Origin of the sequence: Campylobacter sp. RM12654 (assembly GCF_020137585.1) — a bacterium.
Classification (GTDB): Bacteria; Campylobacterota; Campylobacteria; order Campylobacterales; family Campylobacteraceae; genus Campylobacter_E.
In genome coordinates this window covers 59,586-84,390 of the sequence record NZ_JACGAR010000002.1, presented here as the reverse complement: position 1 = coordinate 84,390, position 24,805 = coordinate 59,586, and the positions used below count along the sequence as shown (strand labels likewise).

Annotated in this window: 23 protein-coding genes and 1 pseudogene; 9 read left to right on the top strand and 15 right to left on the bottom strand. The window is 28.7% G+C overall.

Annotation, left to right across the window (positions count from 1 at the left end):
- Positions 1 to 2 precede the first annotated feature (2 nt).
- From thrS to AVBRAN12654_RS01125, 3 genes are all read left to right on the top strand, one after another.
- Entirely contained in the window at positions 3 to 1,805 is a 1,803-nt protein-coding gene (gene thrS, locus AVBRAN12654_RS01135; protein WP_214117010.1) for a threonine--tRNA ligase, read from the top strand.
- On the top strand, positions 1,802 to 2,326 hold the full coding sequence (gene infC / locus AVBRAN12654_RS01130; protein ID WP_214117012.1) for a translation initiation factor IF-3: 525 nt from the start codon (positions 1,802 to 1,804) through the stop codon (positions 2,324 to 2,326). The genes thrS and infC overlap by 4 nt, the downstream gene beginning before the upstream one ends.
- 266 nt (positions 2,327 to 2,592) lie before the next feature.
- Positions 2,593 to 5,445, top strand: coding sequence for an autotransporter outer membrane beta-barrel domain-containing protein (locus tag AVBRAN12654_RS01125; protein WP_336613773.1), 2,853 nt, complete (start codon positions 2,593 to 2,595; stop codon positions 5,443 to 5,445).
- A gap of 347 nt (positions 5,446 to 5,792) precedes the next feature.
- Here the strand turns inward: AVBRAN12654_RS01125 and AVBRAN12654_RS01115 are convergent, their stop codons facing one another.
- Positions 5,793 to 6,566 carry a 3'-5' exonuclease gene (locus AVBRAN12654_RS01115; protein WP_214119567.1) on the bottom strand — a complete coding sequence of 258 codons (774 nt, stop codon included), beginning with the start codon at positions 6,564 to 6,566 and terminating at the stop codon, positions 5,793 to 5,795.
- The gene (gene rpe / locus AVBRAN12654_RS01110; RefSeq protein ID WP_214117019.1) at positions 6,566 to 7,213 is read right to left on the bottom strand and encodes a ribulose-phosphate 3-epimerase; all 648 of its coding nucleotides are present in this window, start codon (positions 7,211 to 7,213) and stop codon (positions 6,566 to 6,568) included. Before rpe ends, AVBRAN12654_RS01115 begins: the two co-directional genes overlap by 1 nt.
- Positions 7,214 to 7,331: 118 nt before the next feature.
- Between rpe and rpmB the strand changes: the two genes are divergently transcribed.
- From rpmB to AVBRAN12654_RS09490, 5 genes and pseudogenes are all read left to right on the top strand, one after another.
- Complete coding sequence (gene rpmB, locus AVBRAN12654_RS01105) at positions 7,332 to 7,526, top strand: 50S ribosomal protein L28 (protein WP_214117022.1); 195 nt, start codon at positions 7,332 to 7,334, stop codon at positions 7,524 to 7,526.
- Positions 7,527 to 7,544: 18 nt separating this feature from the next.
- On the top strand, positions 7,545 to 8,669 hold the full coding sequence (locus AVBRAN12654_RS01100; RefSeq protein ID WP_214117036.1) for a potassium channel family protein: 1,125 nt from the start codon (positions 7,545 to 7,547) through the stop codon (positions 8,667 to 8,669).
- Between the two features lie 75 nt (positions 8,670 to 8,744).
- Positions 8,745 to 8,966, top strand: coding sequence for a YdcH family protein (locus tag AVBRAN12654_RS01095; protein ID WP_214117038.1), 222 nt, complete (start codon positions 8,745 to 8,747; stop codon positions 8,964 to 8,966).
- 396 nt (positions 8,967 to 9,362) lie between these two features.
- Positions 9,363 to 9,626: pseudogene (locus tag AVBRAN12654_RS09495) on the top strand (methyl-accepting chemotaxis protein); the annotation flags it as partial.
- Entirely contained in the window at positions 9,615 to 10,067 is a 453-nt protein-coding gene (locus AVBRAN12654_RS09490; protein ID WP_442862268.1) for a CZB domain-containing protein, read from the top strand. The pseudogene AVBRAN12654_RS09495 and the gene AVBRAN12654_RS09490, both read left to right, overlap by 12 nt.
- A 387-nt stretch (positions 10,068 to 10,454) precedes the next feature.
- Here the strand turns inward: AVBRAN12654_RS09490 and AVBRAN12654_RS01085 are convergent, their stop codons facing one another.
- On the bottom strand, positions 10,455 to 15,986 hold the full coding sequence (locus tag AVBRAN12654_RS01085) for a hypothetical protein (protein ID WP_336613772.1): 5,532 nt from the start codon (positions 15,984 to 15,986) through the stop codon (positions 10,455 to 10,457).
- 177 nt (positions 15,987 to 16,163) lie between these two features.
- On the opposite strand from AVBRAN12654_RS01085, the gene AVBRAN12654_RS01080 reads away from it, so the two are divergent.
- Positions 16,164 to 16,814, top strand: coding sequence for a DNA alkylation repair protein (locus AVBRAN12654_RS01080; protein WP_336613771.1), 651 nt, complete (start codon positions 16,164 to 16,166; stop codon positions 16,812 to 16,814).
- Here the strand turns inward: AVBRAN12654_RS01080 and AVBRAN12654_RS01075 are convergent, their stop codons facing one another.
- The 12 genes from AVBRAN12654_RS01075 to infA form a co-directional block, all read right to left on the bottom strand.
- The gene (locus AVBRAN12654_RS01075; RefSeq protein ID WP_336606734.1) at positions 16,815 to 17,747 is read right to left on the bottom strand and encodes a Cj0814 family flagellar-dependent secreted protein; all 933 of its coding nucleotides are present in this window, start codon (positions 17,745 to 17,747) and stop codon (positions 16,815 to 16,817) included.
- Between the two features lie 48 nt (positions 17,748 to 17,795).
- Complete coding sequence (locus tag AVBRAN12654_RS01070) at positions 17,796 to 19,502, bottom strand: M24 family metallopeptidase (RefSeq protein ID WP_336613770.1); 1,707 nt, start codon at positions 19,500 to 19,502, stop codon at positions 17,796 to 17,798.
- A gap of 9 nt (positions 19,503 to 19,511) precedes the next feature.
- Entirely contained in the window at positions 19,512 to 19,988 is a 477-nt protein-coding gene (locus AVBRAN12654_RS01065) for a cysteine permease (protein WP_214117762.1), read from the bottom strand.
- Positions 19,989 to 20,017: 29 nt separating this feature from the next.
- Complete coding sequence (rplQ, locus tag AVBRAN12654_RS01060; RefSeq protein ID WP_214117763.1) at positions 20,018 to 20,368, bottom strand: 50S ribosomal protein L17; 351 nt, start codon at positions 20,366 to 20,368, stop codon at positions 20,018 to 20,020.
- Between the two features lie 3 nt (positions 20,369 to 20,371).
- Positions 20,372 to 21,373: a DNA-directed RNA polymerase subunit alpha gene (locus tag AVBRAN12654_RS01055; RefSeq protein ID WP_214117764.1), complete on the bottom strand. Its 1,002-nt coding sequence runs from the start codon at positions 21,371 to 21,373 to the stop codon at positions 20,372 to 20,374.
- Between the two features lie 13 nt (positions 21,374 to 21,386).
- A complete protein-coding gene (gene rpsD / locus AVBRAN12654_RS01050) occupies positions 21,387 to 22,013 on the bottom strand; it encodes a 30S ribosomal protein S4 (protein WP_214117765.1) in 627 nt (208 codons plus the stop codon).
- 29 nt (positions 22,014 to 22,042) lie between these two features.
- Complete coding sequence (gene rpsK / locus AVBRAN12654_RS01045) at positions 22,043 to 22,435, bottom strand: 30S ribosomal protein S11 (protein ID WP_214117766.1); 393 nt, start codon at positions 22,433 to 22,435, stop codon at positions 22,043 to 22,045.
- Between the two features lie 9 nt (positions 22,436 to 22,444).
- On the bottom strand, positions 22,445 to 22,810 hold the full coding sequence (gene rpsM / locus AVBRAN12654_RS01040; protein ID WP_214117767.1) for a 30S ribosomal protein S13: 366 nt from the start codon (positions 22,808 to 22,810) through the stop codon (positions 22,445 to 22,447).
- A gap of 3 nt (positions 22,811 to 22,813) precedes the next feature.
- Positions 22,814 to 22,927, bottom strand: a complete 114-nt coding sequence (gene rpmJ / locus AVBRAN12654_RS01035; protein WP_214117768.1) for a 50S ribosomal protein L36 — start codon at positions 22,925 to 22,927, stop codon at positions 22,814 to 22,816.
- Positions 22,928 to 23,398: 471 nt separating this feature from the next.
- Positions 23,399 to 23,632, bottom strand: coding sequence for a hypothetical protein (locus tag AVBRAN12654_RS01030; RefSeq protein ID WP_336609365.1), 234 nt, complete (start codon positions 23,630 to 23,632; stop codon positions 23,399 to 23,401).
- Between the two features lies 1 nt (position 23,633).
- The gene (locus AVBRAN12654_RS01025; RefSeq protein ID WP_336609366.1) at positions 23,634 to 24,482 is read right to left on the bottom strand and encodes a hypothetical protein; all 849 of its coding nucleotides are present in this window, start codon (positions 24,480 to 24,482) and stop codon (positions 23,634 to 23,636) included.
- Positions 24,483 to 24,576: 94 nt separating this feature from the next.
- Complete coding sequence (gene infA, locus AVBRAN12654_RS01020) at positions 24,577 to 24,795, bottom strand: translation initiation factor IF-1 (RefSeq protein ID WP_214117771.1); 219 nt, start codon at positions 24,793 to 24,795, stop codon at positions 24,577 to 24,579.
- Positions 24,796 to 24,805: the final 10 nt, after the last annotated feature.

Here is a 24,805-nt window from a genome sequence, read left to right as displayed (position 1 = left end):
TAATGGAAATAATAGGATATTACGATAAAGATAAAAATATTTATGATACTTTAAGCACTGATGGAGCAGGACTTGAGCCAATTTTCTATGATGATAGTCCTATGGCACTTGAAATCATTCGCCATAGCTGTGCTCACCTTTTAGCTGAAGCTATTACACAATTATATAAAAATGCTAAATTTTTCGTAGGACCTTGCGTTGATGAAGGTTTTTATTATGATTTTAAAGTAGATGAAAAAATCAGCGAAGAAGATTTAAAAGTAATTGAAGATAAAATGAAAGAGCTTGCAAAAAAAGGCTCTCCTATGATAAAAAATACAATGAGCTATGAAGCTGCTTGCGAAAAGTTTAAAAATGATGAATTAAAACAAGCAGTTTTAAGTCGTTTAAGTGGAGAAATTAGCACATATTCTCAAGGTGAATTTACCGACTTATGTCGTGGGCCACATTTACCACACACCAAAATGCTTAAGAATTTTAAATTAACAAAATTAGCAGGTGCTTATTTAGGCGGCGATGAAAAAAATGAAATGCTAGTTAGAATTTATGGTATCGCATTTGCAACAAAAGAAGCTTTAAAAGACTATCTAACAATGATAGAAGAAGCTAAAAAAAGAGACCATAGAAAACTAGGAAATGATTTAAAATTATTCACATTTAGCGAACAAATTGGTGGCGGCTTACCATTATGGCTTAAAAATGGTGCAAGAGTTAGAAATAAATTAGAGCATATTTTATATAAAGCTCATAGAGTTAGATTTTATGAGCCTGTTCGTGGCCCTGAATTACTAAATTCTAGCGTTTGGAAAACAAGCGGACATTATGCAAACTATAAAGAAAATATGTATTTTACTAGAATTGATGAGCAAGAATACGGAATAAAACCAATGAACTGCGTAGGACATGTATTCTGCTATAAAAGTGAAGGTAGAAGTTATAAAGATTTGCCTATTAAATTCTTTGAATACGGAATGGTTCATCGCCATGAAATGAGTGGGGCTTTACACGGGCTTTTAAGAGTTCGTGAATTTACTCAAGATGATAGCCATATTTTCTGTATGCCAAGTCAAATAAAAACCTTAGTAAAAGAGATTTTAGATTTTGCTAAAAAAATTATGGTAACTTTTGGATTTGAATGGGAACTAGAAATCTCAACAAAACCTGAAAAATCAATAGGAAGTGATGAGATTTGGGAAGTTGCTACAAAAGCTTTAATGGAAGCTTTAGATGAAGAAGGTATTAAATACGGAGTTGATGAAGGTGGTGGAGCTTTCTATGGTCCAAAAATTGATATTAAAATCCTAGACGCACTTAAACGCAAATGGCAATGTGGAACTATTCAAGTAGATTTTAACCTACCTGAAAGATTTGAGCTTGAATATACAGACGAAAACAATGAGAAAAAACGCCCTGTAATGCTTCATCGTGCTTTACTTGGAAGTTTTGAAAGATTTTTAGGCATATTGCTTGAACATACAGCAGGAGAATTACCATTCTTTATAGCTCCAATTCAAGTTATGATTTTACCAGTAGGTGAAAAGCATATTGAGTATTCAAAAGCATTACAAAAGGAATTATTAGAGCTTGGAGTTGATGCTGATATTAATGAGAAAAACGATACTTTAGGTAAAAAAATAAGAAATGCAGAAATGTTAAAAGTGCCTTATATAGCAGTAATCGGAGATGAAGAAATAAATAATAATCAAGTAGCTTTAAGAGATAGAAGAGCTAAACAACAATCAACACTTACAATGGAGGAATTTTTGAAACTAATTAAAGAAAAACAAAACGAGGTAGTATTTTGAGTAAAGAAAAAGATGTATTGTTAAATGAAGAAATAGATTTAGCAGAGGTTAGATGTATAGGTGATGATGGAGCACAATATGGCATAATTAGTAGCGATGAGGCTAATGCACTTGCTAATCGTTTAGGGCTTGATTTGGTATTAATCGCAAAAGATGCTAAGCCACCTGTTTGTAAGATTATGGACTATGGCAAGTTTTGTTATCAGCAAGAAAAAAAGCTAAAAGATGCTAAGAAAAAGCAAAAGGTAGTAGAAGTTAAAGAAATCAAACTTTCTGTAAAAATTGCTCAAAATGATATTAACTATAAAGTTAAACACGCTATTGAGTTTTTAAAATCAGGAAAGCATGTTAGATTTAGAGTATTTTTAAAAGGTCGTGAATTAAGCAATCCACAATCAGGCGAAGAATTACTTTTAAAAATTTATGAAGAAATTAGCGATATTGCAAATATGGATAAAGCACCTTTATTTGAAGGTCGCTACATTAATATGCTTTGCACCCCAAAAAGCACTAAAAAATAAAAACTTATCATTAAGGCAATTAATTTGCCTTAATCTTTATAATAATTATTGAAATTTATTGATATTTTTTAAAAAAAAATCATTTATATTTATTAATCTTTAAGTTAGATTTTAAGATAATAGCATTTCAATTTTTTTTTAAAGGAATGTTATGAAACAAAATTTTACTTACACGGGGGGGGGTATTTAAACTCTCATTAATTGCAAGTCTATGTATCTCTTCAAACTTATTTGGTGCAACAATAAATGTTGTAGATAAAGCTAAGGTGGAAAGCTTTGATTTTAAAACTTTTCCAGATATTCATAAACCATTTAATGATAATTTTGGTCCTTTTGATAATAAAAAACCAGATTATTACAAGACAAATCTTAAAAATATCACAGATATTACAGAAGAAAGTGCTGATAATGTAAATGTATATTTTTCAGAAGGATTAAGTAATAAAAATTTTCCTATAAGTTTTGATAATTCTTTTTGGGACTCAAGAAGTAAAACTATTAGTAATAGTAATAATATTACTATAAAAAATTCTTTAATTAAAAGTTATCCCGAAACTGCAAAATTTAATAATGGAAATAATTTTATAGCTGAAAACAGTTTTGTTGATTCATATATCATAAATTTTAAAAATATAAAAGCTGCAAATTCTTATTTAGACTACATAGAAAATGGGCAAGGAATAAAAATTGATTTAACAAATTCTGCCGTTAATTCTATTTATAAAACTACCGGAACAATTGATGCAAATGGAGGACGCATTAATGGAATATCATATTCTAATGTTAATCTAAATGGGACAAAAGATAATTTGGTAAAAGTAGATAATTTTTATGAAACAACAGGATCAATCAATCACGCTGATGTAACAAATATAGAGTTTGGCAAGGATTTAACAATTAAAAACTCTAATATAGGATTAATAAGTGTTAGTAAAAATTTAACAATTGACAAATCTACAATAAAAGAGATAAAATCTACTGGACTTCTAGGAATTACAAATTCAAATATAACTACTTCAATAAATTCTTATGATAAGGTAACATTGACTGATAGTATTGTTGGTGGTAAAGTAAGTGGTATAGATTCTACTGGTACTGGCAAATATAAAGGTAGTCTTGATTCTAAAGGCTCTACATTCAATGATGATATTTATGTTACAAAACTAACCCTAAACACTAGTGAGAGCGGAAAGCAAAGCAAGGTAAAGGCTATTAAGACTATAAGAGCAGGTGCTTATGATATAGATAGGCTTGATACTGGTGATAAATATTATATTGGTGGTAGCATTATAGGTGAAGGAACGATTAAAAATAGCACTATAAATATGCAATTATCAGGTTCTAAAGGCTATACAACTTCAGCATTAATTAACCAAGATAATTTTTACAATGAATTTGCTGATGAAAAAAATGAGAATAGCCTAACTATAGCAAACACAAGTAGTATAAACTTAGATAATGTAATAGCTACAAATAGTGTTAGAGCACATACTTTAGATATAAAAAATTCAAAAGTAGCAAAAAGAGTTCTAGCAAATAGCCTTACTTCAAATAACACAGCTTATTATCTAGGAGCAAATAAAGAAAGCTACACAGGTGCAATAATCTCAAGAGAAAACACAAGTGGAGCAAACAATGAATTAGTATTGCTTAATGTTATGAGTGATAATAAACTAGATATAAATAAAATCAACGCAAACCTACCTTTAGCAATACTTAAAAAAGGAACAGGAACAGCAGAGCTAAACACTTTCTTTAAAGATTATAAGATTAGCGATGGAATAAGTGATTATGTGATAAATAATGATTATATTGCTAGTGCAATGCTAGGGGATTATCTAACCTATGCAATCACTACTACAAAAAATGGCAAAGTAAGTGATACAGGACTTAATGCAAATAATATTGCTAGCATTGCAAACGGCGATAAGACAAGTGAGCTAGGTAAATTAGTAAATCAAAGTGCAGGTGATTATAATGGTAATGAAGGCTTAAAAGCTGCATTAGATAATCTAGCTAAACAAACAGTTAGTATAAGCCCTGAAGCTCCAGACAATTCTAAACCGGATACAGGTGTAACAAATCCTGATAATAAACCAGACAATTCTAAACCTGATACAGGTGTAACAAATCCTGATACAGGTGTAACAAATCCTGAAAATAAACCAGATAACAAACCAGATACTAGTGTAACAAATCCAATTGATAAAAACCAAATAGCAGATGATTTTATAAAAGATATTAAAATCAACAAAAACGCTAAAGCTCAAGCTCAAGTTATTTCAAAGGGAATAAATCTAATCAATACTTTTGCTTGGAATAATATGAATAAAAGATTAGGCGAAATTAGAGGTTTAGATAAGGAATTAGGCGTTTGGGCTAGAGCTTATTATACAAACGCAAGTATAGATGATGTAAAACTTAATTCATTTGAAGTTCAATTTGGAGCTGATAAAGCTAATGATTTTGCAGATGGCAATGTAATTACAGGAATTATGGCTAATATTTCTAATTCTAAATCTAGTGATGTTTTAAAAGGAAATAATTACGGGTTTGGTCTATATACAAGCTATATTTCAAACAATGATTTATATGCTGATTTAGTAATTAAAGCAAATCATTATAATGTTAAATACAATTCAGAACTTTTAAAAGGTTTAAAAGATAGCAAGACAGGATTTATTGCAAGTTTTGAACTTGGTAAAAGATTTGATTTAAATAGATTTTATGTTGAGCCTAGCATAGAAGCTATATTTGATTATACACCTAAAACTAACTTAGAAAATAATGCTATAAGCATTACAAGTAAGGCTAATTCTAATTTACATATAAAACCTGCAGTATTCTCAGGATTTAAAGTAAATGATAATGCTAATATAAGACTAGGTGCTGGTTATATTATAGATGTTAATAAGCCAAGTGATTCTATAATAATCGCAAAATCAAGCAAAGCAAGTGAAACAATAAAAGGTAAAAGAGATAATAAATTTTACTTAAATCTAACAGGTGATTATAAGTTTAACGATAATTTAAGATTAAACTTAGGTTACGAAAGAACTTTCGGAGCTGATTTTAATATTGACAATCAAATTAACGCTGTTGTAAGATATACATTCTAATTACAAAATCTTTAGCCTTAGTGCTAAAGATTTCTTTAAATATTTTTATCAAAAATTACATTGACTTTATATTCTAATTTAATAATAAAAAATATGCTATCTTTTAAGTGCTTCATAAAAAGCATAAAATGTTTAAATATTACAATTATGTAAGTATTTTTAAAAGGTCATAAATTAAACAATCCACAATCAGGCGAAGAGCTACTTTTAAAAATTTATGAAGAAATTAGCGATATTGCAAATATGGATAAAGCACCTTTATTTGAAGGTCGCTACATTAATATGCTTTGCACCCCAAAAAGCACTAAAAAATAATAAAGTGGCTTTTAATAGCCACTTTTAAATTCTTATTTTTTCATCTTAGAGCGTGAATATAAAATCAAATCATTACTTGTTTTAATTTGCGAACCTTTTAAAGAATTAATACAATAATTCAAAATATCAGCACAAGCTTTCGCATCACTTAAAGCCCTATGATGAGTGCTAATGATACCTAATTCATTTTTTAAACTATCAAGACCATATTTATCACATTCAATACAACGCCTTGCTAACATAATCGTACAAAGCTTTCTATTAATCAATGGAGCGTTTAAGTATTCAAGACTTTCTTTTGCGATAAAACCATAATCAAAAGATACATTATGAGCTACAAAAATAGCATTACCTAAAAACAATCTAAAATCAGCTAAAACCCTAGCACTTCTAGGAGCATTTTTTAGCATTTGCGTTGTAATTCCTGTAAGCTCAACTATATTTTCAGGCACTTCGTTTGCATAAATAAAGCTTTCAAATTCATCTAAAATCTCGCCATTTTTTATCTTAACAGCACCAATTTCTATGATTTGCCCGTTACTAATTGAGCCTGTGCTTTCAATATCAACAACACAAAAAATCTCATCTTGAATTAATTTATTTCTTGAGTTTAAAAATACTTCTTGATTTTGTTTTAGCGTAATATCAAGCCCTAGCATTAAAAGAGTTTCATAGGTTATCTCAAAATTTAAGGCATTTTCGTATTGGTTTTTTAAATCTTTATAATTAATACTACTTGTAAGTAGCCTTTCTAAAATCTTATCACAATTAGCAATTTGTTTTTTATAAAGCTCGTTATAATCCATCAAAATTCCATTTTTAAAGAATTAATTGCGACTTTATAATCATTACTACTAAACACATAATTTCCAGCCACAACTATATCAGCCCCTGCTCTTTCAATATCTGCAATATTTAAGCCATTTACTCCGCCATCAACTTCAATGAAGCATTTATAATTATTCTTATCAATCATTTCTCTTAAGGCACTGATTTTTCTAAGAGTGCTTGGTATGAAGCTTTGACCACCAAAACCAGGATTTACACTCATTAAAAGCACCATAGAAACTTCACTTAAAACATATTCAATCTCATTTAAATTCTGGTGTGGATTTAATACTATTGAAGGATTTACGCCGTGTTTTTTAATATAATCAATCAATCTTAAAGGATGAGTAGTAGCATCTATATGAAAGCTTAAGAATTTAGGTTTTATATCTAAAAATAAATCAACAAATTTATCAACTTCTCTTACCATCAAATGCACATCTAAAGGAATAGTAGCAACTTTAGCAATAGCTTTTGTAGTGCAAGTTCCAATGCTTAGATTTGGAACATAATGTCCGTCCATTACATCAATATGCAATAAATCAGCACCAGCAGCCTCAACTTTTTTAATATCTTCAGCTAAATTTAAAAAATCAGCAGACAATAAACTAGGAGCAACATACATTTTTTAATCCTTAAAATTATTTTTTATAGAATATCATTAAAACTTAAAAAAAAAATTAAGCTTAAGATGCTATGATTAATACTTTTATTTTTACAAGAACACAAAAAAAGGATTTACGATGTCAAAATTTTGTCAATTAACAGGTAAAGGTCCTATGGTAGGAAATAATGTTAGCCACGCTAACAATAAAACAAAAAGAAGATTTTTACCTAATTTACGCACTATTCGCATTGATTTAGGCGATGGCACAACTAAAAAAATTAGAGTTGCAGCTTCAACATTACGCACACTAAAAAAAAGAAGAGCTAACTAATTTTTATAAAGAATTTTTATGAGCTTTTTTAAAAAGCTAGGCAAATTGCTCGGTTGGGCTGAAAGTGGAAAACCTGAAGTTGATATAAATACCGAGTTTTACGAACAATTAAAACCTTTTCGTCTCCCATTAATAGCAGTTGTTGTAATGATGCTATTTGGGGCGATTGGTTATATGCTTACTAGTAATTTTTCATTACTTGATGGGATTTATCAAGCAGGTATGACTTTTACAACTTTAGGTTATACTGAAGTAGCTACAATCACTCCTGCTGGTAGATTTTTTACGATTTGCTATGTATTATTAGGCTTTGTTACTTTTACTTTTTCAATAGGTATTGTGATTGAAGTTCTAAAAAAAGGCGAATTAACAAGAATTATTAAGGAAAAACGAATGCTATACAAAATAGCAAGATTAAAAAATCATTATGTTATATGTTATCACAACGAATTTACCCAAGAATTAGCAAAACAATTTAAACAAACATATACACCTTTTGTAGTAGTAGATGATATACCAGATTTTGAAAAAATTGCTGAAGCAAATAAATATCCATTCTATATTAAATGCCCACCACATAGTGATTTGGCATTTTTAAAAACACATTTATCAAGTGCGAAAGGAATTATTTCTCTTAGCCCAAATTCTGCTGATAATATAGCAATAATTGCTAGTGCTAGACTATATGAAAAAGATATAAAAAGAATTAGTCCTTATTCTATAATAACGATTTCAAATTCCGAACACGACGCAGCAAGACTTAAAAAACTAGGAGCAAACACGGTTGTATTAGCTACGAAATTAGCAGCTCAAAGACTTAGCGTTGTAAGTGTAAGACCTGAAATGGAAAATCTATTAGAGCAATATTTATACACAAGAGACCAAAGTATTGATATTGAAGAAGTTAAAGTTCCTGATGAAAGTTGGGTTAGATTTAGAAGATTAAAAGATGTAGCTTTTAGACAATTAGCAAATGTTAGCGTAATCGGAATAAAAGATGCAAATAATAATTTTTTACCTATGCCAAAAGGTGATGCGATGATTGGAACGGGGACTAAATTATTGTTAATAGGAACTCCAGAAAGTATTAAAGAAGTTAAAAAAATTATTAAAAATAAGCAAACTCCTGAAAGTTTAAAATAAAATATAAATGTTATCTGTTTGTAATTTATTTTAGTTACCATATTAATACACATTACTAAAAATTAAGGAGAAGTTATGTTACACGAACATAGAGAGTTAATCACGAATTTAAAAGGTAAAGACGCACATTTTGATAAGCTTTTTGAAGCTCATAATGATTTAGACCATAAGATAAAAGATGCTGAAGAAGGTAGAATTCATTTAGATGATTTAGAAATAGCTAGAATGAAAAAGGAAAAATTAAAATTAAAAGATGATTTAAATAATTATTTAAATTCTATTAAAAATAAAGCTTGATGGGGGGGGGTATTTATGTTTTTTAACAAAGATAACACCCTCCAAAATGAATTGCAGGAAAAACTAAATAGAGCAATAGCAGAAAAAGAAAAGTTAGAAGCTGAAATTGCGAAATTAAAAAATGAAATTACTGCAAAGGCAAATAACGAAGAAGAAGATAAAATCAAATTCTCACTATTTGACATTATGGTAAAAGGTATGAAAGAAAGCGTTTCTTTTGTTCAAAAAGATATTGAGGGTGATTTATCAAGAGCTCAAGAAATAGAAACTCTTTCAGCAGATTGTGTAGATATGATAGTAAATCTTAAAAAAGTATCTGAAAGTATCATAACATCACTTGAAAAAATCACTGAATCATCAAGTAAATCTCGTGATACTGCACAAAATCTCCATAGAAGCGTTGATGAAATTACAAATGTAATTAATTTAATCAAAGATGTATCAGACCAAACCAATTTGCTAGCTTTAAATGCAGCTATTGAAGCAGCTCGTGCTGGTGAGCATGGTCGTGGTTTTGCTGTGGTTGCTGATGAAGTTAGAAAACTAGCAGAAAAAACCCAAAAAGCAACAGCTGAAGTAGAAATGAATATCAATTTATTAAAACAAAACGCTAATGAAATGTTTACGCAAAGCGAATCGGTAGAGCAAATATCACAAGATTCAAACGCACACATTGGAACATTTTCGGAGCAATTTGATAGATTATCGCATATATCTAAAGATATTAAATTTAATGCGAGTGCTATCAAATACGAAGTATTTACATCTTTAGTAAAACTTGACCATATCTTATTTAAAGCAAATGGATATGCAAATGCACTAAGTGAAAATCCAACAAAATTAAGCGACCATTTTAGTTGCCGTCTTGGTAAGTGGTATCAAAATGAAGGTAAAGAAATGTTCGGACATCTTCCTTTATATTCTAAAATTGATACTCCGCATAAAAATGTTCATGAAAGCATTAATCAAGCACTTGGATATATTGCAAGCAAGCAGTCTAATAGCAAAGAAATTGTTGAGCTTTATAAAGAAGCAGAAAAATCAAGTCTTGAATTATTTATGATTTTTAGACATTTATTAGGCGAATTTATTAAAAAATAATTCACTAATCTTATTAGGGTTTTAGCCCTAATAAGCTTATATATTTAAAAAATTTATACTTAATCTAATACTAAAATCAACTTTTATTTTTATTTAACAACCCTTTAAAATACCAATATAAAGCTAAAAATAACTTTTATAGTTCTATCTACTCCTAGAAATTATCGGCAAAATATCTTAGTTTAAAATATACATTTTGACATAATTAGCAGAATTTAAAAATTAATTACATAAAAAATATCCAACCAACAAACTCAAAAATATATTAATTGAAAATATTTTAAAGCAATAAAATCTTTATTAGTTATATCAAATAAAAAAGAAAATAATTGTGATAGTAAAAATAAATTCTAATTCGTAATAACTATTACGAATTAGAATTCTTCATTAGAATTTATAGCTAAAGCCCAAGCTACCTTTTAATTCTTTATCAGAATTTGTGTAAAGATTGCTTCCTAAATTGATATTAAAACTAGCATTAGGGTTGATTTTATAATCTACACCAAAATTTAAATTCACACTTGTATCGCCCTTTTTACCTTCAATGATATTTTCTTTAACTTCATCTATTAACAACATATCAGGCTTTTTAGTTAGTTCTTTGCTAAGTGCAACAGATAAAAATCCATCAAGGCTATCTAGCATAGAAACTCCACCTTCTAATTTAGCTGATAAAGTATGCTTTAATTGGCTATCCCCACTTATACTAAGACCATTTGTGCTAATTGCAGTCGGCTTATAAGAAGTCAAATCATATCTTAAACTTGGCTCAAAATAATATTTATCCCCAAATCTAACCCCACTTTCAAAACTAGCTGTATAAACATTATGACTTTTATCAGCTTTAATTCCTAATTTATCTGCCTCATAAGAGCTTGATATATTGTGGTAAAAAGCATTAGCACCTATAAACACTCCATTATTAAATACATTCATAGCATATAAACCAATGCCTTTTGAATCGCTATTAGCATTTACATTTCCTTTAGTTTCAGCCGTTCCAAAACTAGCAGCCACACCTAAAGTTAAATTAGAATTGCTAAGTTCATTTGTCTTATCAGCACCAACATTAAAATTCTTATAACGAATTGAACTATATTCGTATTTGTTATATCCCATTTGATTATCTAGCCAAAATCCATTACCTACTTTTTGATTTTTTACCAATCTTAATCTATTGTTTAATGTATTGTTTTTAGTATTTGCTATGTAATCAGGGCTTGTTAGAATGAAATTAGCCGTCCCAACAGCGTCTTTATCAAAATCTATTAAATCAAACATATCGCCTAAAACAACTTCTAAACTAGAAGTATTAACATTATTGCTATTAGCACCATTTGCTATATTGCCTAAATCTTGACCCGAAATAACACTATCAACATTACTCTCATCTATTAAATCATCGCCTTTAATACCAATGCTCCAAATAGCATTTCCTTTAGCATTAGGATTAAAATGCGTAAATCTATCGGCTAATTCATAATTTGCCACTTTTGTTTGATAAGTTACTTTAAAAAAGTCCTTGCTAATTCCTGATTGAGAATTTGCATCACTTCTTTGTGAATTAGTAGTGTTATTAACTATTGCTATAGGGATAAAACCTTCTTTATCTTTTAGCATAGTAAGGTTTGTATTAGCAAGTTGTATTGTATTGTTAGCACCACTTATAGCTTCTCTTACTATTATAGCTCCACTATAAATATCGTGGAATGAAGTATCAATTCCACCACCATAAATATAAAACTTAGAATTATTAGCTACTAAAGTATTTACTGCTACTTGACCTTTTATATGAGTATTTGTTGTATCTAGTTTATCAACCCTTACGCCGCCATTTAATTCTGATTGTTTTGTAGTGTAAGTTCCGCTATCTTTTTGTATATTAGCGTCATATACATTACTTGAGCTATCATCTTTGCCTAAAAGCTTAGAATTAATAGTAGAGTTTGCAATATTTACTAAATTAGAATTGATATTTGATGAGTTGATAGTAGAGTTTGTAATGCGTGCGGAATTTGATTTGATATTTTCTGCTGTAACATTTAAATCTTTTATATTTAAATTCTTAGTAATATCAACTTGATTTGCCGTAATTACATTACCTTTTTCCATAGATTTACTTGTATCAAGGCTAAAGATTGCATCAGTAGCACTAACTTTACCACTGAACTGATTTCCTTGATTAGCATATAAAGTTTTACCTACATTTAAATCTTTTTCAAATATTGTATTATCTACACTTACATCATTTGTAGTAGTTGTTATTCCACCAAATTTACCCCCACTACCTTTAATATCACTCAATTCAACATCGTTTGTATAAACTACTTTATTACTGATTAAATCCCCACTACCTGTGATTTTTGATGAAATCGTCCCATCAACTATCTCAATAATACCTTCATTTTTAATATCGCCTGTGATTTGAGATTTGCCATTAAGTGCTAGGTAAGTAGTATCATCAGATAATGTTAAGTTATTTGCCGAACTTCCCTCATCAAGAGTAATTTTTGCATTATTTTTTAATGTCAAATCATTAAAATAACTAGCTTTAATATCTGACTTACAATTTGCATTATCCTTACAATCAATTGTAGTAGCTCCATTAAATTTTGTATTAAGTGCATTAAGATTGCTTACTACAACTTCGCCATCAAAAATAGATTTACTAGCATTAATAGTATTAGCATTAACTTTTGAATCTTTAGAGAATGTAGTGTCTAAAACTGCTTCAATTGTATTGGCATTAACTATAGAATTAAATGTAGAATTATTAGACTTTAAAGTATCTTTTACATTAACTTCTTTATTAAATACTGATTTTTCTGAAGTTATATTATTTGCCGATACAAAACCATTAAAAATTGAGCCGCCATTTGCAATTATGCTATCGGTTGCAGTGGTTGTGCCGTTAAATACTGAACCGCTATTTGCCGTGATAAAATCTGATTTTATATCTTTTTCAAATGTAGCTTTATCATTTGCTGTTAGTTTGTGTGCTGTAAATGTATCGCTTATGGTTGCATTTGTAACGCTTAATTCATTAAACTTACTATTATTAAGACTTGAAGTGCAGTCAGTATTTTTACAATTAATATCCACTAAACCTTGAAAATTAGTGCTATTAGCCGTTAATTTCTCTACATTTACTTTAGATGTAGCACTAAAAACACTATTAGCATCAGTAGTTAAACTAGAAGTATTTACTAAAGCTTTAAAGGTTGAGCCTGTAGAGTTTATAGAATTACTTGCATTTACACTACCGCTAAAAATTGAATTAGTAGAAGTGATTGTATTTGCTGTAACATTTGCAAAGCTTGAATTATTTTTAGCTGTTAGAGTAGCTGTATCAATTGCATTAGCAAATGTTGAACTATCAGCTGTAATTGAATTATTCTTAACTATGCTTCCATTAAATGTAGAACCTACTGCATTAATATCTGTTGCATTGACTATGCTTGTAGTATCAAATATAGAATTTGAATTAGCATTTAATGTAGCTGTATTTACTATAGCTTTAAATGTTGTATCACTTGAAGTAATTGAATTACTTGCTGTTATGTTGTTATTGAATATAGAATTTTTAGAACTTTCTAAATCTTTTGTATTTACCAACCCATCAAATGTAGCACCATTTGAAGTAATTTTGTTAGTTGCATTTACATTTCCTACAAATTTTGAACCACTATTAGCAGTTATGCTATCGGTTGCAGTGGTTGTGCCGTTAAACACTGAATTAGTAGAAGTGATAGTATTTGCTGTAACATTTGCAAAGCTTGAATTATTTTTAGCTGTTAGAGTAGCTGTATCAATTGCATTAGCAAATGTTGAGCTATCAGCTGTGATTGAATTGTTTTTAACTATGCTTCCATTAAATGTAGCACCTGTTGCTTTAATATCTGTTGCTGTTACATTACTATTTGCACCAAATGTAGAGCCTTTTTGAGCGTCTAAGAATGCAGTTTTTACTTCTTTTTCAAATGTAGCACCATTTGAAGTAATTTTATTAGTTGCATTTACATTCCCTACAAATTTTGAGCCACTATTAGCAGTTATACTATCAGTTGCAGTGGTTGTGCCGTTAAACACTGAATTAGTAGAAGTGATTGTATTTGCACTTACATTTTTTGCGAATGTTGTATCACTTGAAGTTATAGAATTTGAAATAGTTATATTGTTATTAAATTTAGAGTTATTAGAACTTTCTAAATCTTTTGCTTCCACTACTCCATCAAATGTAGCACCATTTGAAGTAATTTTATTAGTTGCATTTACATTTCCTACAAATTTTGAACCATTATTAGCAGTTATGCTATCAGTTGCAGTGGTTGTGCCGTTAAACACTGAATTAGTAGAAGTGATTGTATTTGCACTTACATTTTTTGCGAATGTTGTATCACTTGAAGTTATAGAATTTGAAATAATTATATTGTTATTAAATTTAGAGTTATTAGAACTTTCTAAATCTTTTGCTTCCACTACCCCATCAAATGTAGCACCATTTGAAGTAATTTTATTAGTTGCTGTAGTAGTTCCTACAAATTTTGAGCCACTATTAGCAGTTATGCTATCAGTTGCAGTTGTTGTGCCATTAAATATAGAACCATTTTCAGCAATAATAGTGCCTGAAGTTATACTGCCGTTTAAATTCGCACCATTTGTTGCCTTTAACTCATTAGTCACATTAATATCTGCACCTATTGTAGAAGTTCCTATTTCTGCATTAGTTGCTGTAAGTTTGTTTGTATTATCTATTTTAGAATTTTTTATATCCAATTTTGTTTTTGCATTAATATTTGCATTATTTGAAGTTGTAATATTATTAAGAGTAACATTTTGAGCTATTATATTGTTATCTTTATTTAATCCGCTATTTTCAATATTTACTTTATCTAAAGTAACATTAGCTAGATTAGTTCCTGATTGTTCTCCACCTATACTAACATCTTTAAAGATTCCACCTGTAATTGTTAAAGAACCACTCGTATCATTTTTACTATTAGCATTTATAGATTGATTAGTAAGATTTGTATCGGTAATTATAACATTTGCACCATCTTTTATAACAATCTTATGTGAAGTTGGAGTGGAAGTCGTTTTTGATAAATCCATATTATTAATATTAATTTTATTATCCAAAACTATATTACCACTAACATTTATATTATTAGTATTATCTAACACTAAATTACTAAATATAATAGTGCTTCCCTCTATATTAACTTTTGACATATTACCTTGCAAATTACTAGAAGAATCTCCTATAGCAATACTACTACCTTCAGATTTTAATGTAACATTTGAACCATTCGTGCTATTATTTGTAACTTTTTTTATAGTAGTTTTACCTTGAAAATTATGAAAAGTAGAAGTTTCATCTATTTTTAACTCACCTATTTCTGCATTATAAAAATTATTTTTATAACTAGCATTATTTACCAACTCAAGAACATTAACACCAAGCATACCACTTTTAACTATACTTGAATTATCCAATTTAAAGTAATCAACATTAATAACTATATTATATCCAGAAGAGCCGGCATCAATGTTTAGTTTAGAAGAATTATATAATTCTAGCTTTTCAACTCTAAATAAGGAATTAGTATTAGATGTTAAGTCAATAGAAATACCTTCTCCTATTATAGTTTTAGAATCAATTTTTCCAGTATTTTTACTAAATAAGCTTCCGCCTGTTAGATTAATTGATTTTGTAGTTAAACTACCATTAACAGTTATTTTAGTTTGGTTTCCACTAACAGTATCAATGTTTTCTGTTCCGCTAACAGTGACTGTTTTACCATCAATATTACAAGGGTTCTTGTCATTACATAAGGTGTTTAATTCTTCAGCGTGTAAATACCCCCCCCCGCTGATTGCCAAACAAGTTAATAAAGATAAACTTAGTTTATTTCTCATAATTATTCCTTGAATTAAAATCTTTTAATATTATCAAAATTTAACTTTAAATCTATGAAAATAATAAAAATTTGTAAATATTTGTTAATTAGTAATTTCTTTTTAAGTTTAGTTTTAGAATTTAAAATATAATCTTTAAATTCCAATTATTTATATTAGCATTTAAAAGGAGCTAGATTGAAAGAGTATTTAACAAAATTTATTGATAACAATTATAAAGAATTTCATAAAAAATTAGTTTTTAGCAAATATGAAATTTTAGGAGTTCGCTCAAATATATTAAAAGACTACGCAAAAAAACTTCAAAAAGAAAATACCTTTGATGAATTTTTTAATAAGTTTTTAAAAGATGAGAAATTTTATGAATATCTACAAATAATTGCCTATGGGATTAATTATGAAAAAGACTTCTCAAAAGCACTAAAATACACTAAGCTTTATTTAGATTTCGTTGATAATTGGGCTAATTGTGATACTTTAGTGCCTAAAAGCTTTAAAAATCAAGATATAAAAGCTTTTGCAAATGAATTAATTTGCGAAAACCACATATACAAAATTCGTTTTGGGATAATTTGTTATATGAAATTTATCGCTTATAAAGATGGGTTAAAAGCTATATTTAGTATAAAAAGTGATGAATATTATATAAATATGGCTAGAGCTTGGTATTTTCAAGTAGTTTTAGCTAAAGAATTTGAATTAGGCATTTCGTTTTTAAGTTCGCACAAATTAGACGCTAAAACACTTAAAATGACTTTACAAAAATGTAAAGATAGTTACCAAATTAGCCAAGAGAATAAAACAAAACTAATGCAGATTTTAGTCTAATCAAGCCTTAGTTTTGTCTAAAAACTTAGCCACTTCGGTATTGGTTTTTAGCAATTCATCAATGCCTAAATGCTTAATCTCATCAGCCATTTTTAATAAATCTTTATGCTTTTTAATATCTTTATTTATATTATTGTAATCATCTTGCATAGCTAAAGCATATTTTAAAGCATCTTTGCTTAGCCTTGTTGTCCCACTATCACTTGCAAATGGATTTATGCTTTGTAAAAATCCTATAAATTTCTTTTCTTTTTCATTATACATAGAAAAATCAGGGCTAAAAGCAAGTTCTTTATCAACGCTAATATTTTTTGGCTCGAAACTAAGCTCTATTACGCTAAAGCCATCTGCTTTTATGCTTTTTGCATATTCTAATTCTTCGTTATTTTTATAAATATTCGTGATTTTGTATTTGCTAACATCATTTATATAATCAAAACTAACCTTGCTATAACCAAAATCTATGCTAATGCCACTTGGATAATCTTGATTGTTGTGAGTAATTTGCGTAAATAAATCATAATAATGCTTAATAGTATCGGCTAAATCAATATTGCTAAATGTCTTGCCCGAATCTTTCATCACCGAATATACATTCATTTTTTCATTAAATCTAACTATTTCTTTTAGTGTGCTTGAATGTATTTTAAAATCATCTGGTAACCCTGCAGCCTTGTTAAAATCAGCTCCTAAAAAACCATCATTATCTACGCTATAGCCAAACTGAATGCTAGATTTTGCTTTATTTAATTCGTTTTTATAATCAAGCTCATTTTTTATACTATTATTTAAAGTGCTAAGTAAAGTTGGCGTATTATTTGATATAGTTTTTGTCGTAACTTTGGCTAATTCATTTGTAAAAAACTCAGATGATATTTGTTTGCTTTTTTTGATTTTAGTATCATTAAATAATGCAATATTTTCTACTTTCATTAAAACTCCTTTAATTATTTGTTTAATAGCAAATAATATTCCTAAAGTTTAGTTTAATGCTCTCGTTTTAAATTCTAAAAACTGCTTTAACTCATCATCTAAAAATACACTTATGGTATCAAAAACCCTTTTATGATAATCATTTAACCAATTAATCTCATCTTGATTTAATAATTTTTTATCAATCAAATCAAGCTCAAAAGGATAAAGCGTAACTATATCAAAGCTTAAAAAATCTCCATATTCACTGCTAAAACAATGCTTACTAATTGCTAAATTCTCAAGTCTAATTCCGTATTTGTTATTATGATACAAACCTGGCTCAATTGATGTTAGCATACCCCTTTTTAATTTAGTATGTTCGCTAATATTAGCATTTAGCGATAAAACTTGTGGCCCTTCATGAACATTTAAAAAATACCCTACCCCATGTCCCGTGCCGTGCAAATAATCAAATCCGTATTGCCATAATTCTTTTCTTGCAATACTATCTAATAAAGGCATTTTTATATTTTCAGGTGCTATGGTTTTTGATATTGCGATATGTGCTTTTAAAACCAAAGTATAATCTCTAATTTGCTCTAAACTTGCGTTTTTTATCTTAAAAACTCTCGTAATATCAGTAGTGCCGCACTCATATTGAGCCCCACTATCAAGTAATAATAAGCCTGATTTATTAAGTAATTTTGAAGTTTTTGCGTTTGCTTTATAGTGAATTATTGCGGCGTTTTCATTAAATGCTGCGATAGTATCAAAAGAATTGCTGATAAAATACTCATTTTCTTGTCTAAATTGTGTTAGAACTTCATCAATTTTTAGCTCATCAACTAAGTTTAAATTAGTATTTTCTAAGTAATAATTAAACTTAGTTAATGCAATAGCATCAATTATATGAGCTTGTTTTATGTGCTTTATTTCTATATCATTTTTACAAGCTTTATGTATGGTGCTAGGCAAGATTTCATTTACTAAATTTGCATTTATTAAGCTAATAATTTTTGCATTCGTATTGGCAAAATCACACAATACATTACCACTTAAACTAGATAAATCCGAATAAAACTCATCGTAATTTTTATAAATTATATTTAAATCTTTTTGAATATTTTTAAGCTTTGTTGGCTCTATATAACAAATCGCATTTGTTTGTGAAATTATCATATAGCTTAAAAATACAGGGTTAAATTCCACATCTTTACCACGATAATTTGTAAGATAAGCTATATCGCTAAGGCTTGAGATTACACAATAATCAATGTTTTTATTTTTTAATTCATCTTGGACTTTTTTTATTTTATTAGCACTTAAATTACTTATGAATTTTTCGTTTTGTTTATAGATTGGCTCTTGCGGGAGTTGTTTATCGTAAAAATCTTTATAAAAATTATCATAATCTATTATATTAACAAGGTTTTTTAGCTTTTCATAATTATTTTGAGATATGGTTTTTAAATCAATTAAAGCCTTTTTAGTGCTTAGATTGTTTTTAATATAGTCTATATAATCAGGGCTTTTGATTAATCTAATGCTATCTTTTAACTCATTTTCAGCTTGTAAAAAATATCTACCATCAGTAAATAAAATTGCATCATCAAGGCTAATTAAAAGCGAGCCAGCAGAACCGCTAAATCCACTTATAAATTCTCTAAGTTTAAAATATTCAGAAATATACTCACTCAAGTGATAATCAGCCGTTAGTATTAAAGCAAAATCAGCATTATTGATTTTTAAAATATCTCTTATTTTCGTAAGCATTTTATCTCCTTAGTAATATCCTAAACATAAAGTATTTGTGAGTTTGATTTTTTTCTCAAAAGGCTCGGGTGCAAAATAACAACATTTTTCTATATAAATATGAGAATTTAAAGGTATTTTTAACTTTGTAAAAAAATCATTTAAATCAATAAATTTTATTCCTGCAATCTCTACTAATTTTATTACATTTAAAAGATTTGAATTATTATTTGGATTTAAATGTGATGGCGCTAGATTACTCATAGAACAAAAAGCACTAGCTAATACTAATCCACTTAAATTAGAGCATTTAGGGATTAAATTCTCATATTTTTTAGCTATTGTATTTTTATCTAAAAATACAATTCTAGAATTTGGATATTGTGCGTATTTTATATTTTTCCAAAATTTATAAGCATTTTGAGAAATATCAGCTAGGGTAAAAAGTTCTTTGTTTAATATATAGTTTTCTAAAGTTTGATTATTTGGGAGTGTTATTTTATTCATAATATTTTGAGTGCCGAAGCACTCAATTATTATACTAGCTCAATATAAGCTAAAGTAGCCGCATCACCACGGCGAGTTCTTGTTTTAATAATTCTTGTATAGCCACCATTTCTTTCTTTGTAATTTGGAGCTATTTCATTTACTAATTTATTTGTGCATTCTTTGTCTTGTAAAGCTGCAAATACTGCTCTATGAGCGTTAAAATCTCCAACTCTTGCACGAGTGATTAGTTTTTCAATGTATGATCTTAATTCTTTAGCTTTTTCTAAAGTTGTTTCAATCTTACCATTTTTGATAATTGCAATGCTTAAATTCTTTAGTAAAGCTGCACGATGAGTGCTAGTACGACCTAGCTTTCTATATCCATGTCCGTGTCTCATTTATTATCCTTTAATTTCTTTTATTTTTTCAATAAGTTTATCTTTATAAGCATCTACAGAATTTGAACCTATCGGATAGCCTATTTCTTTCATAGCAGTAGTAATTTCATCCACTGATTTTTTACCAACATTTTTTAAATTATTTACATCGCTTTCACTCATTAAAGCTAATTCGCCTATAAATTCAATGCCAGCTTTTTCTAAACCATTATTACTTCTTACGCTTAAACCAAGTTCCTTAACGCTTTTTAATAAAGGAGATAAATCAATTTCTTCAGTTGTTTCTTCCCCTATTAATCTAGGACTTGTAGTTGCAATTTTATTAAATACCATCATTTGTTGATACATAGCATCTAAAGCATTTTTAAACGCATCTTCAGGTGTAATTTGACCATCAGTTGTTATTTCAAATACAATTTTTTCATAATCAGGATTATCTTCGTGTAATACCTTTTCTATTGAATAATTTGCATTTCTAACTGGTGTAAAAAACGCATCAAGAGCTATAAAACTACTATCAGTTTTTTCTCTTAAATCTTCGCTTGCTACATAGCCAATACCTTTTTCAATAATTAATGTGAAGTCTAATTCAGTGTCTTCATTTATAGTAGCAATGTAGTTATCAGGATTTACAACTTCAATTACATTATTAGCTAAATCACTACCTTTAATTTCTCTTGGCCCTTTAAAGCTAAAGCTTACTTCTTCTCTTTTACTATCTTCGTTTTTAATTTTAAAACGCATATTTTTGATATTAATAATAAATAAAGAAATATCTTCTACCATACCTCTTTTGCTATCAAATTCATGGCTTACTCCATCAATTTTAATAGCAGTTGCTGCATAGCCAATTGCACTAAGGCGTAAAAGCCTGTGCAGTGGATGTGCTAATGTAATGCCAAAACCAATTTCAAAAGGCCAAGCACTAATGCGTGCTTTATTTTCGCCGATATTTTCAATAGTAAAATCATTTGGCATATGAGCTGTTGTAACTACTTTTCTCATTTGCTACTCCTTATTACTTAGAGTATAGCTCTACTATGAATCTTTCCTCAACAGGAATGACAACTTCTTCTCTCTCAGGTTTTCTTGTGAAAATTCCATATTTTTTATCTTTTTCAACATCAACCCACTCAACAATACCTGTTTGATTTGTAAGCTCAACTGCTCTTACTATTTGAGGATTGTTTTTGCTTTTTTCTACAACTTCAATTTTAGCGCCTGGTAATACTCTATAACTTGGAACATCTACTCTTTTACCATTTACTAAAATATGTCCGTGAGTTACAAGTTGTCTTGCAAAACGGCGAGTTGTAGCAAAACCCATTCTATAAACAACATTATCAAGTCTTTGTTCTAAGAATTGAATTAAAATAGAACCTGTATTTCCATCTTTTCTAGCAGCTTCTTGGAATAATTTTCTAAATTGCTTTTCGCTTACACCATACATAAATTTAGCTTTTTGCTTTTCTCTTAATTGTAAGCCGTATTCGCTAATTTTACCTCTTCTTTGACCATGCTGACCTGGTGCATAAGGTCTTTTATCTAAAGCACTCTTACCAGCTAGTCTTCTTTCACCCTTCATTGCAAGGCTAACGCCTAATCTTCTTTCAATTTTCTCTACTGGTCCAGTATATCTTGCCATACTATTTCTCCTATATTCCTATACTTATATTATACACGACGGCGTTTTGGTGGTCTGCAACCATTATGTGCTAATGGTGTAATATCTTTTAAGAAAGTAACTTTAATACCTTCAACTGCACCAACACTCTTAACAGCAGTTTCTCTACCGCTACCAGGACCTTGAACACGAATACCAACTTCTTTAATTCCGTGTTCTTTAGCTTTATTTAAAGCATCTTCAACCGCTTGTTGAGCAGCAAATGGAGTTGATTTTTTAGAACCTTTAAATCCTAAACCACCTGCACTACTCCATGCAATTGCATTTCCCATTTCATCTGTAACTGTTACCATTGTATTGTTAAAAGTTGCACTAATATATACTACACCTTTAGCAATATTCTTTTTAACTACTTTTTTCTTAACTACTTTTCTCTTAGCCATTATCTATCCTTACGCTTTTGCACCAACGGTTTTTCTCTTACCTTTGCGAGTTCTAGCATTTGTTTTAGTTTTTTGACCACGCACTGGTAAACCTTTTCTATGTCTTAAACCACGATATGAACCTAAATCCATTAAAGCTTTAATGTCCATAGCAACTTGTTTTCTTAAATCACCCTCAACTAAATAATGTTCTTGGATTTCTTTACGAATATTTGCTGCTTCATCTTCGCTTAATTCATATACACGCTTGTTTGGATCTATTCCAACTGCTGCTAAAATTTTGCGTGAAGTAAATAAACCTATACCATAGATATAAGTTAAGCCATATTCAATTCTTTTTTTCTTTGGTAAATCAACACCTGCAATACGAGCCATACCTTATCCTTGTCTTTGTTTGTGTTTTGGATTTTCGCAAATAATACGAACAACGCCTTTTCTCATAACGACTTTACATTTGTCGCACATTTTCTTAACAGATGGTCTTACTTTCATCTTGTCTCCTAAAAAATAATTTGCTTTCCACTTTTTTACAATCTGCATTTTTAGGTATCACGAATTACCAACTAATATTTAAATGGTGGAAAATTCACTCAAATATTACTTCTTCACACAGATAAATTGCAAAAGTGCTAATATTATCAAAACAAAATTAATATAGGTTTAAATATTAAATTTATTTGTCTTTGATAATTCTAAAAATTTCTTAGCAATCTAATCTCAAACTATTATTTAAGAATTAATTTATAGATTTTACTTTTTTAATTCATAAAGTTTTAGATAACTTTTAAAGTATGTGAAATATCCCAATATAAGCGAAGTTTCAAAAATACTAGATAAAAATAAAATAGAACATATTATAAAAATTATTTAAGAATTTATTAAAAGAAATTTTAAAATTCCTTTTAATATTAAGATGATTTACTCAAAACTCACAAAAGCAATGTCTATAATTACTATTAGGTATTAATAAAAAATATAATACCATATATCAACTATAACAACTATTATTAATATTAAACGATAAAAAGGTATATTATCTCTTGCTCTTTTTGTTACTACTTCAAGTGGGTCATTTTGTGCATACTTTAATATTTCATTAATATCTGATGTATTATCCACAGCAATTTTATGTAATGCTCTTGAAAATTCACCACATTTAAGATTGTCTAAATTATTTATTTTTTCTAAATTATTCATTTTATGCCCCTATGTGTTTAATTGATGTGTTGTAAATTGCACCGGTTCTTGTTAATCTATAAATATTTAAAACACCATCATAACCATATATTGATACAAGATTTTTAAGTTTTGATTCATAAATATTATAAATATCGTTTGATTCTTTAATATTTTTTTTAACCATATCAATGCTACCATCATTATACACACTAGGATAATAAAACAAACCATATATAGCCATTGCAAAAAACAAGTGTCCGACATATGGAGTTAATTGTAAAAGAAGTACTACAAATATAAAACTAAATAACATCATCTTAGATTCATCACGAGGTATATCATTCATCTTATAATTAGCATTGTAGATATTTTTAACAACATTGATATATTCATGAGCCATTTTTTCTCTTTCTAAAATAGCATTTATACTAATTATTTCTCCACTAGGACTTAGCTTACCGATGATTGCAAGAATACCCTTTATAATAAAAGTATTATATACCTTAGTGTTTGAATTGACTGTAGTTGTAGAATTAGTTGTAGATGTAGTATTATAAGTGTTAAAAAAACCCTTATTAATACTACCTGTTGAACTACCTTCTGTATACATAGTCTCCGTAGTTCTACTGCCTGTAGTATAATTGCTTCTTACTACATTTAAAACACAGTTAAAGCCTAAAGAACTAGCTAAATTTTTTAATGACTTTTCTGCATCTTCATAATTAATACTAGACTCGGCAGTTATTTCGTATTCACTCATATGAATTAAGCTATATTGCGTTACGGCACCAACATCTACTAATAAAACTCCATTAAACAAATCATATTTGTCTTCATTTTGATTTTCATTTGTTGTTAAATCACTCATTTAATCTCCTTTCAAAAGAGTGATTATACCCCCCCCCAAGATAAATGAATGGTAAAAAATAATTTAGAAGTTTAGCACCATAAAAAGTGCTAAATTATTTGTGTCTATAAGTAATGCGTCCTTTATCAAGACTATAAGGAGTTAGCTCAACTCTTACTCTATCTCCTGGCATAATTTTAATATAGTGCATTCTCATTTTACCCGCAATGTGGCATAAAATTACGTGTTTGTTATCAAGCTCAACTTTAAAAGTTGCATTTGGTAAAGCTTCAATAACTTCGCCGTCAATTTCTATTACATCATCTTTAGCCATAATTTTCCTT

Excerpts from the sequence above, each read along its gene's own strand:
- thrS (WP_214117010.1), top strand. The coding sequence starts at position 3 with ATGGAAATAATAGGATATTACGATAAAGATAAAAATATTTATGATACT.
- AVBRAN12654_RS01115 (WP_214119567.1), bottom strand. The coding sequence starts at position 6,566 with ATGGATTATAACGAGCTTTATAAAAAACAAATTGCTAATTGTGATAAG.
- rpe (WP_214117019.1), bottom strand. The coding sequence starts at position 7,213 with ATGTATGTTGCTCCTAGTTTATTGTCTGCTGATTTTTTAAATTTAGCT.
- rpmB (WP_214117022.1), top strand. The coding sequence starts at position 7,332 with ATGTCAAAATTTTGTCAATTAACAGGTAAAGGTCCTATGGTAGGAAAT.
- AVBRAN12654_RS01100 (WP_214117036.1), top strand. The coding sequence starts at position 7,545 with ATGAGCTTTTTTAAAAAGCTAGGCAAATTGCTCGGTTGGGCTGAAAGT.
- AVBRAN12654_RS01095 (WP_214117038.1), top strand. The coding sequence starts at position 8,745 with ATGTTACACGAACATAGAGAGTTAATCACGAATTTAAAAGGTAAAGAC.
- AVBRAN12654_RS01085 (WP_336613772.1), bottom strand. The coding sequence starts at position 15,986 with ATGAGAAATAAACTAAGTTTATCTTTATTAACTTGTTTGGCAATCAGC.
- AVBRAN12654_RS01075 (WP_336606734.1), bottom strand. The coding sequence starts at position 17,747 with ATGAAAGTAGAAAATATTGCATTATTTAATGATACTAAAATCAAAAAA.
- AVBRAN12654_RS01070 (WP_336613770.1), bottom strand. The coding sequence starts at position 19,502 with ATGCTTACGAAAATAAGAGATATTTTAAAAATCAATAATGCTGATTTT.
- AVBRAN12654_RS01065 (WP_214117762.1), bottom strand. The coding sequence starts at position 19,988 with ATGAATAAAATAACACTCCCAAATAATCAAACTTTAGAAAACTATATA.
- rplQ (WP_214117763.1), bottom strand. The coding sequence starts at position 20,368 with ATGAGACACGGACATGGATATAGAAAGCTAGGTCGTACTAGCACTCAT.
- AVBRAN12654_RS01055 (WP_214117764.1), bottom strand. The coding sequence starts at position 21,373 with ATGAGAAAAGTAGTTACAACAGCTCATATGCCAAATGATTTTACTATT.
- rpsD (WP_214117765.1), bottom strand. The coding sequence starts at position 22,013 with ATGGCAAGATATACTGGACCAGTAGAGAAAATTGAAAGAAGATTAGGC.
- rpsK (WP_214117766.1), bottom strand. The coding sequence starts at position 22,435 with ATGGCTAAGAGAAAAGTAGTTAAGAAAAAAGTAGTTAAAAAGAATATT.
- rpsM (WP_214117767.1), bottom strand. The coding sequence starts at position 22,810 with ATGGCTCGTATTGCAGGTGTTGATTTACCAAAGAAAAAAAGAATTGAA.
- rpmJ (WP_214117768.1), bottom strand. The coding sequence starts at position 22,927 with ATGAAAGTAAGACCATCTGTTAAGAAAATGTGCGACAAATGTAAAGTC.
- AVBRAN12654_RS01030 (WP_336609365.1), bottom strand. The coding sequence starts at position 23,632 with ATGAATAATTTAGAAAAAATAAATAATTTAGACAATCTTAAATGTGGT.
- AVBRAN12654_RS01025 (WP_336609366.1), bottom strand. The coding sequence starts at position 24,482 with ATGAGTGATTTAACAACAAATGAAAATCAAAATGAAGACAAATATGAT.
- infA (WP_214117771.1), bottom strand. The coding sequence starts at position 24,795 with ATGGCTAAAGATGATGTAATAGAAATTGACGGCGAAGTTATTGAAGCT.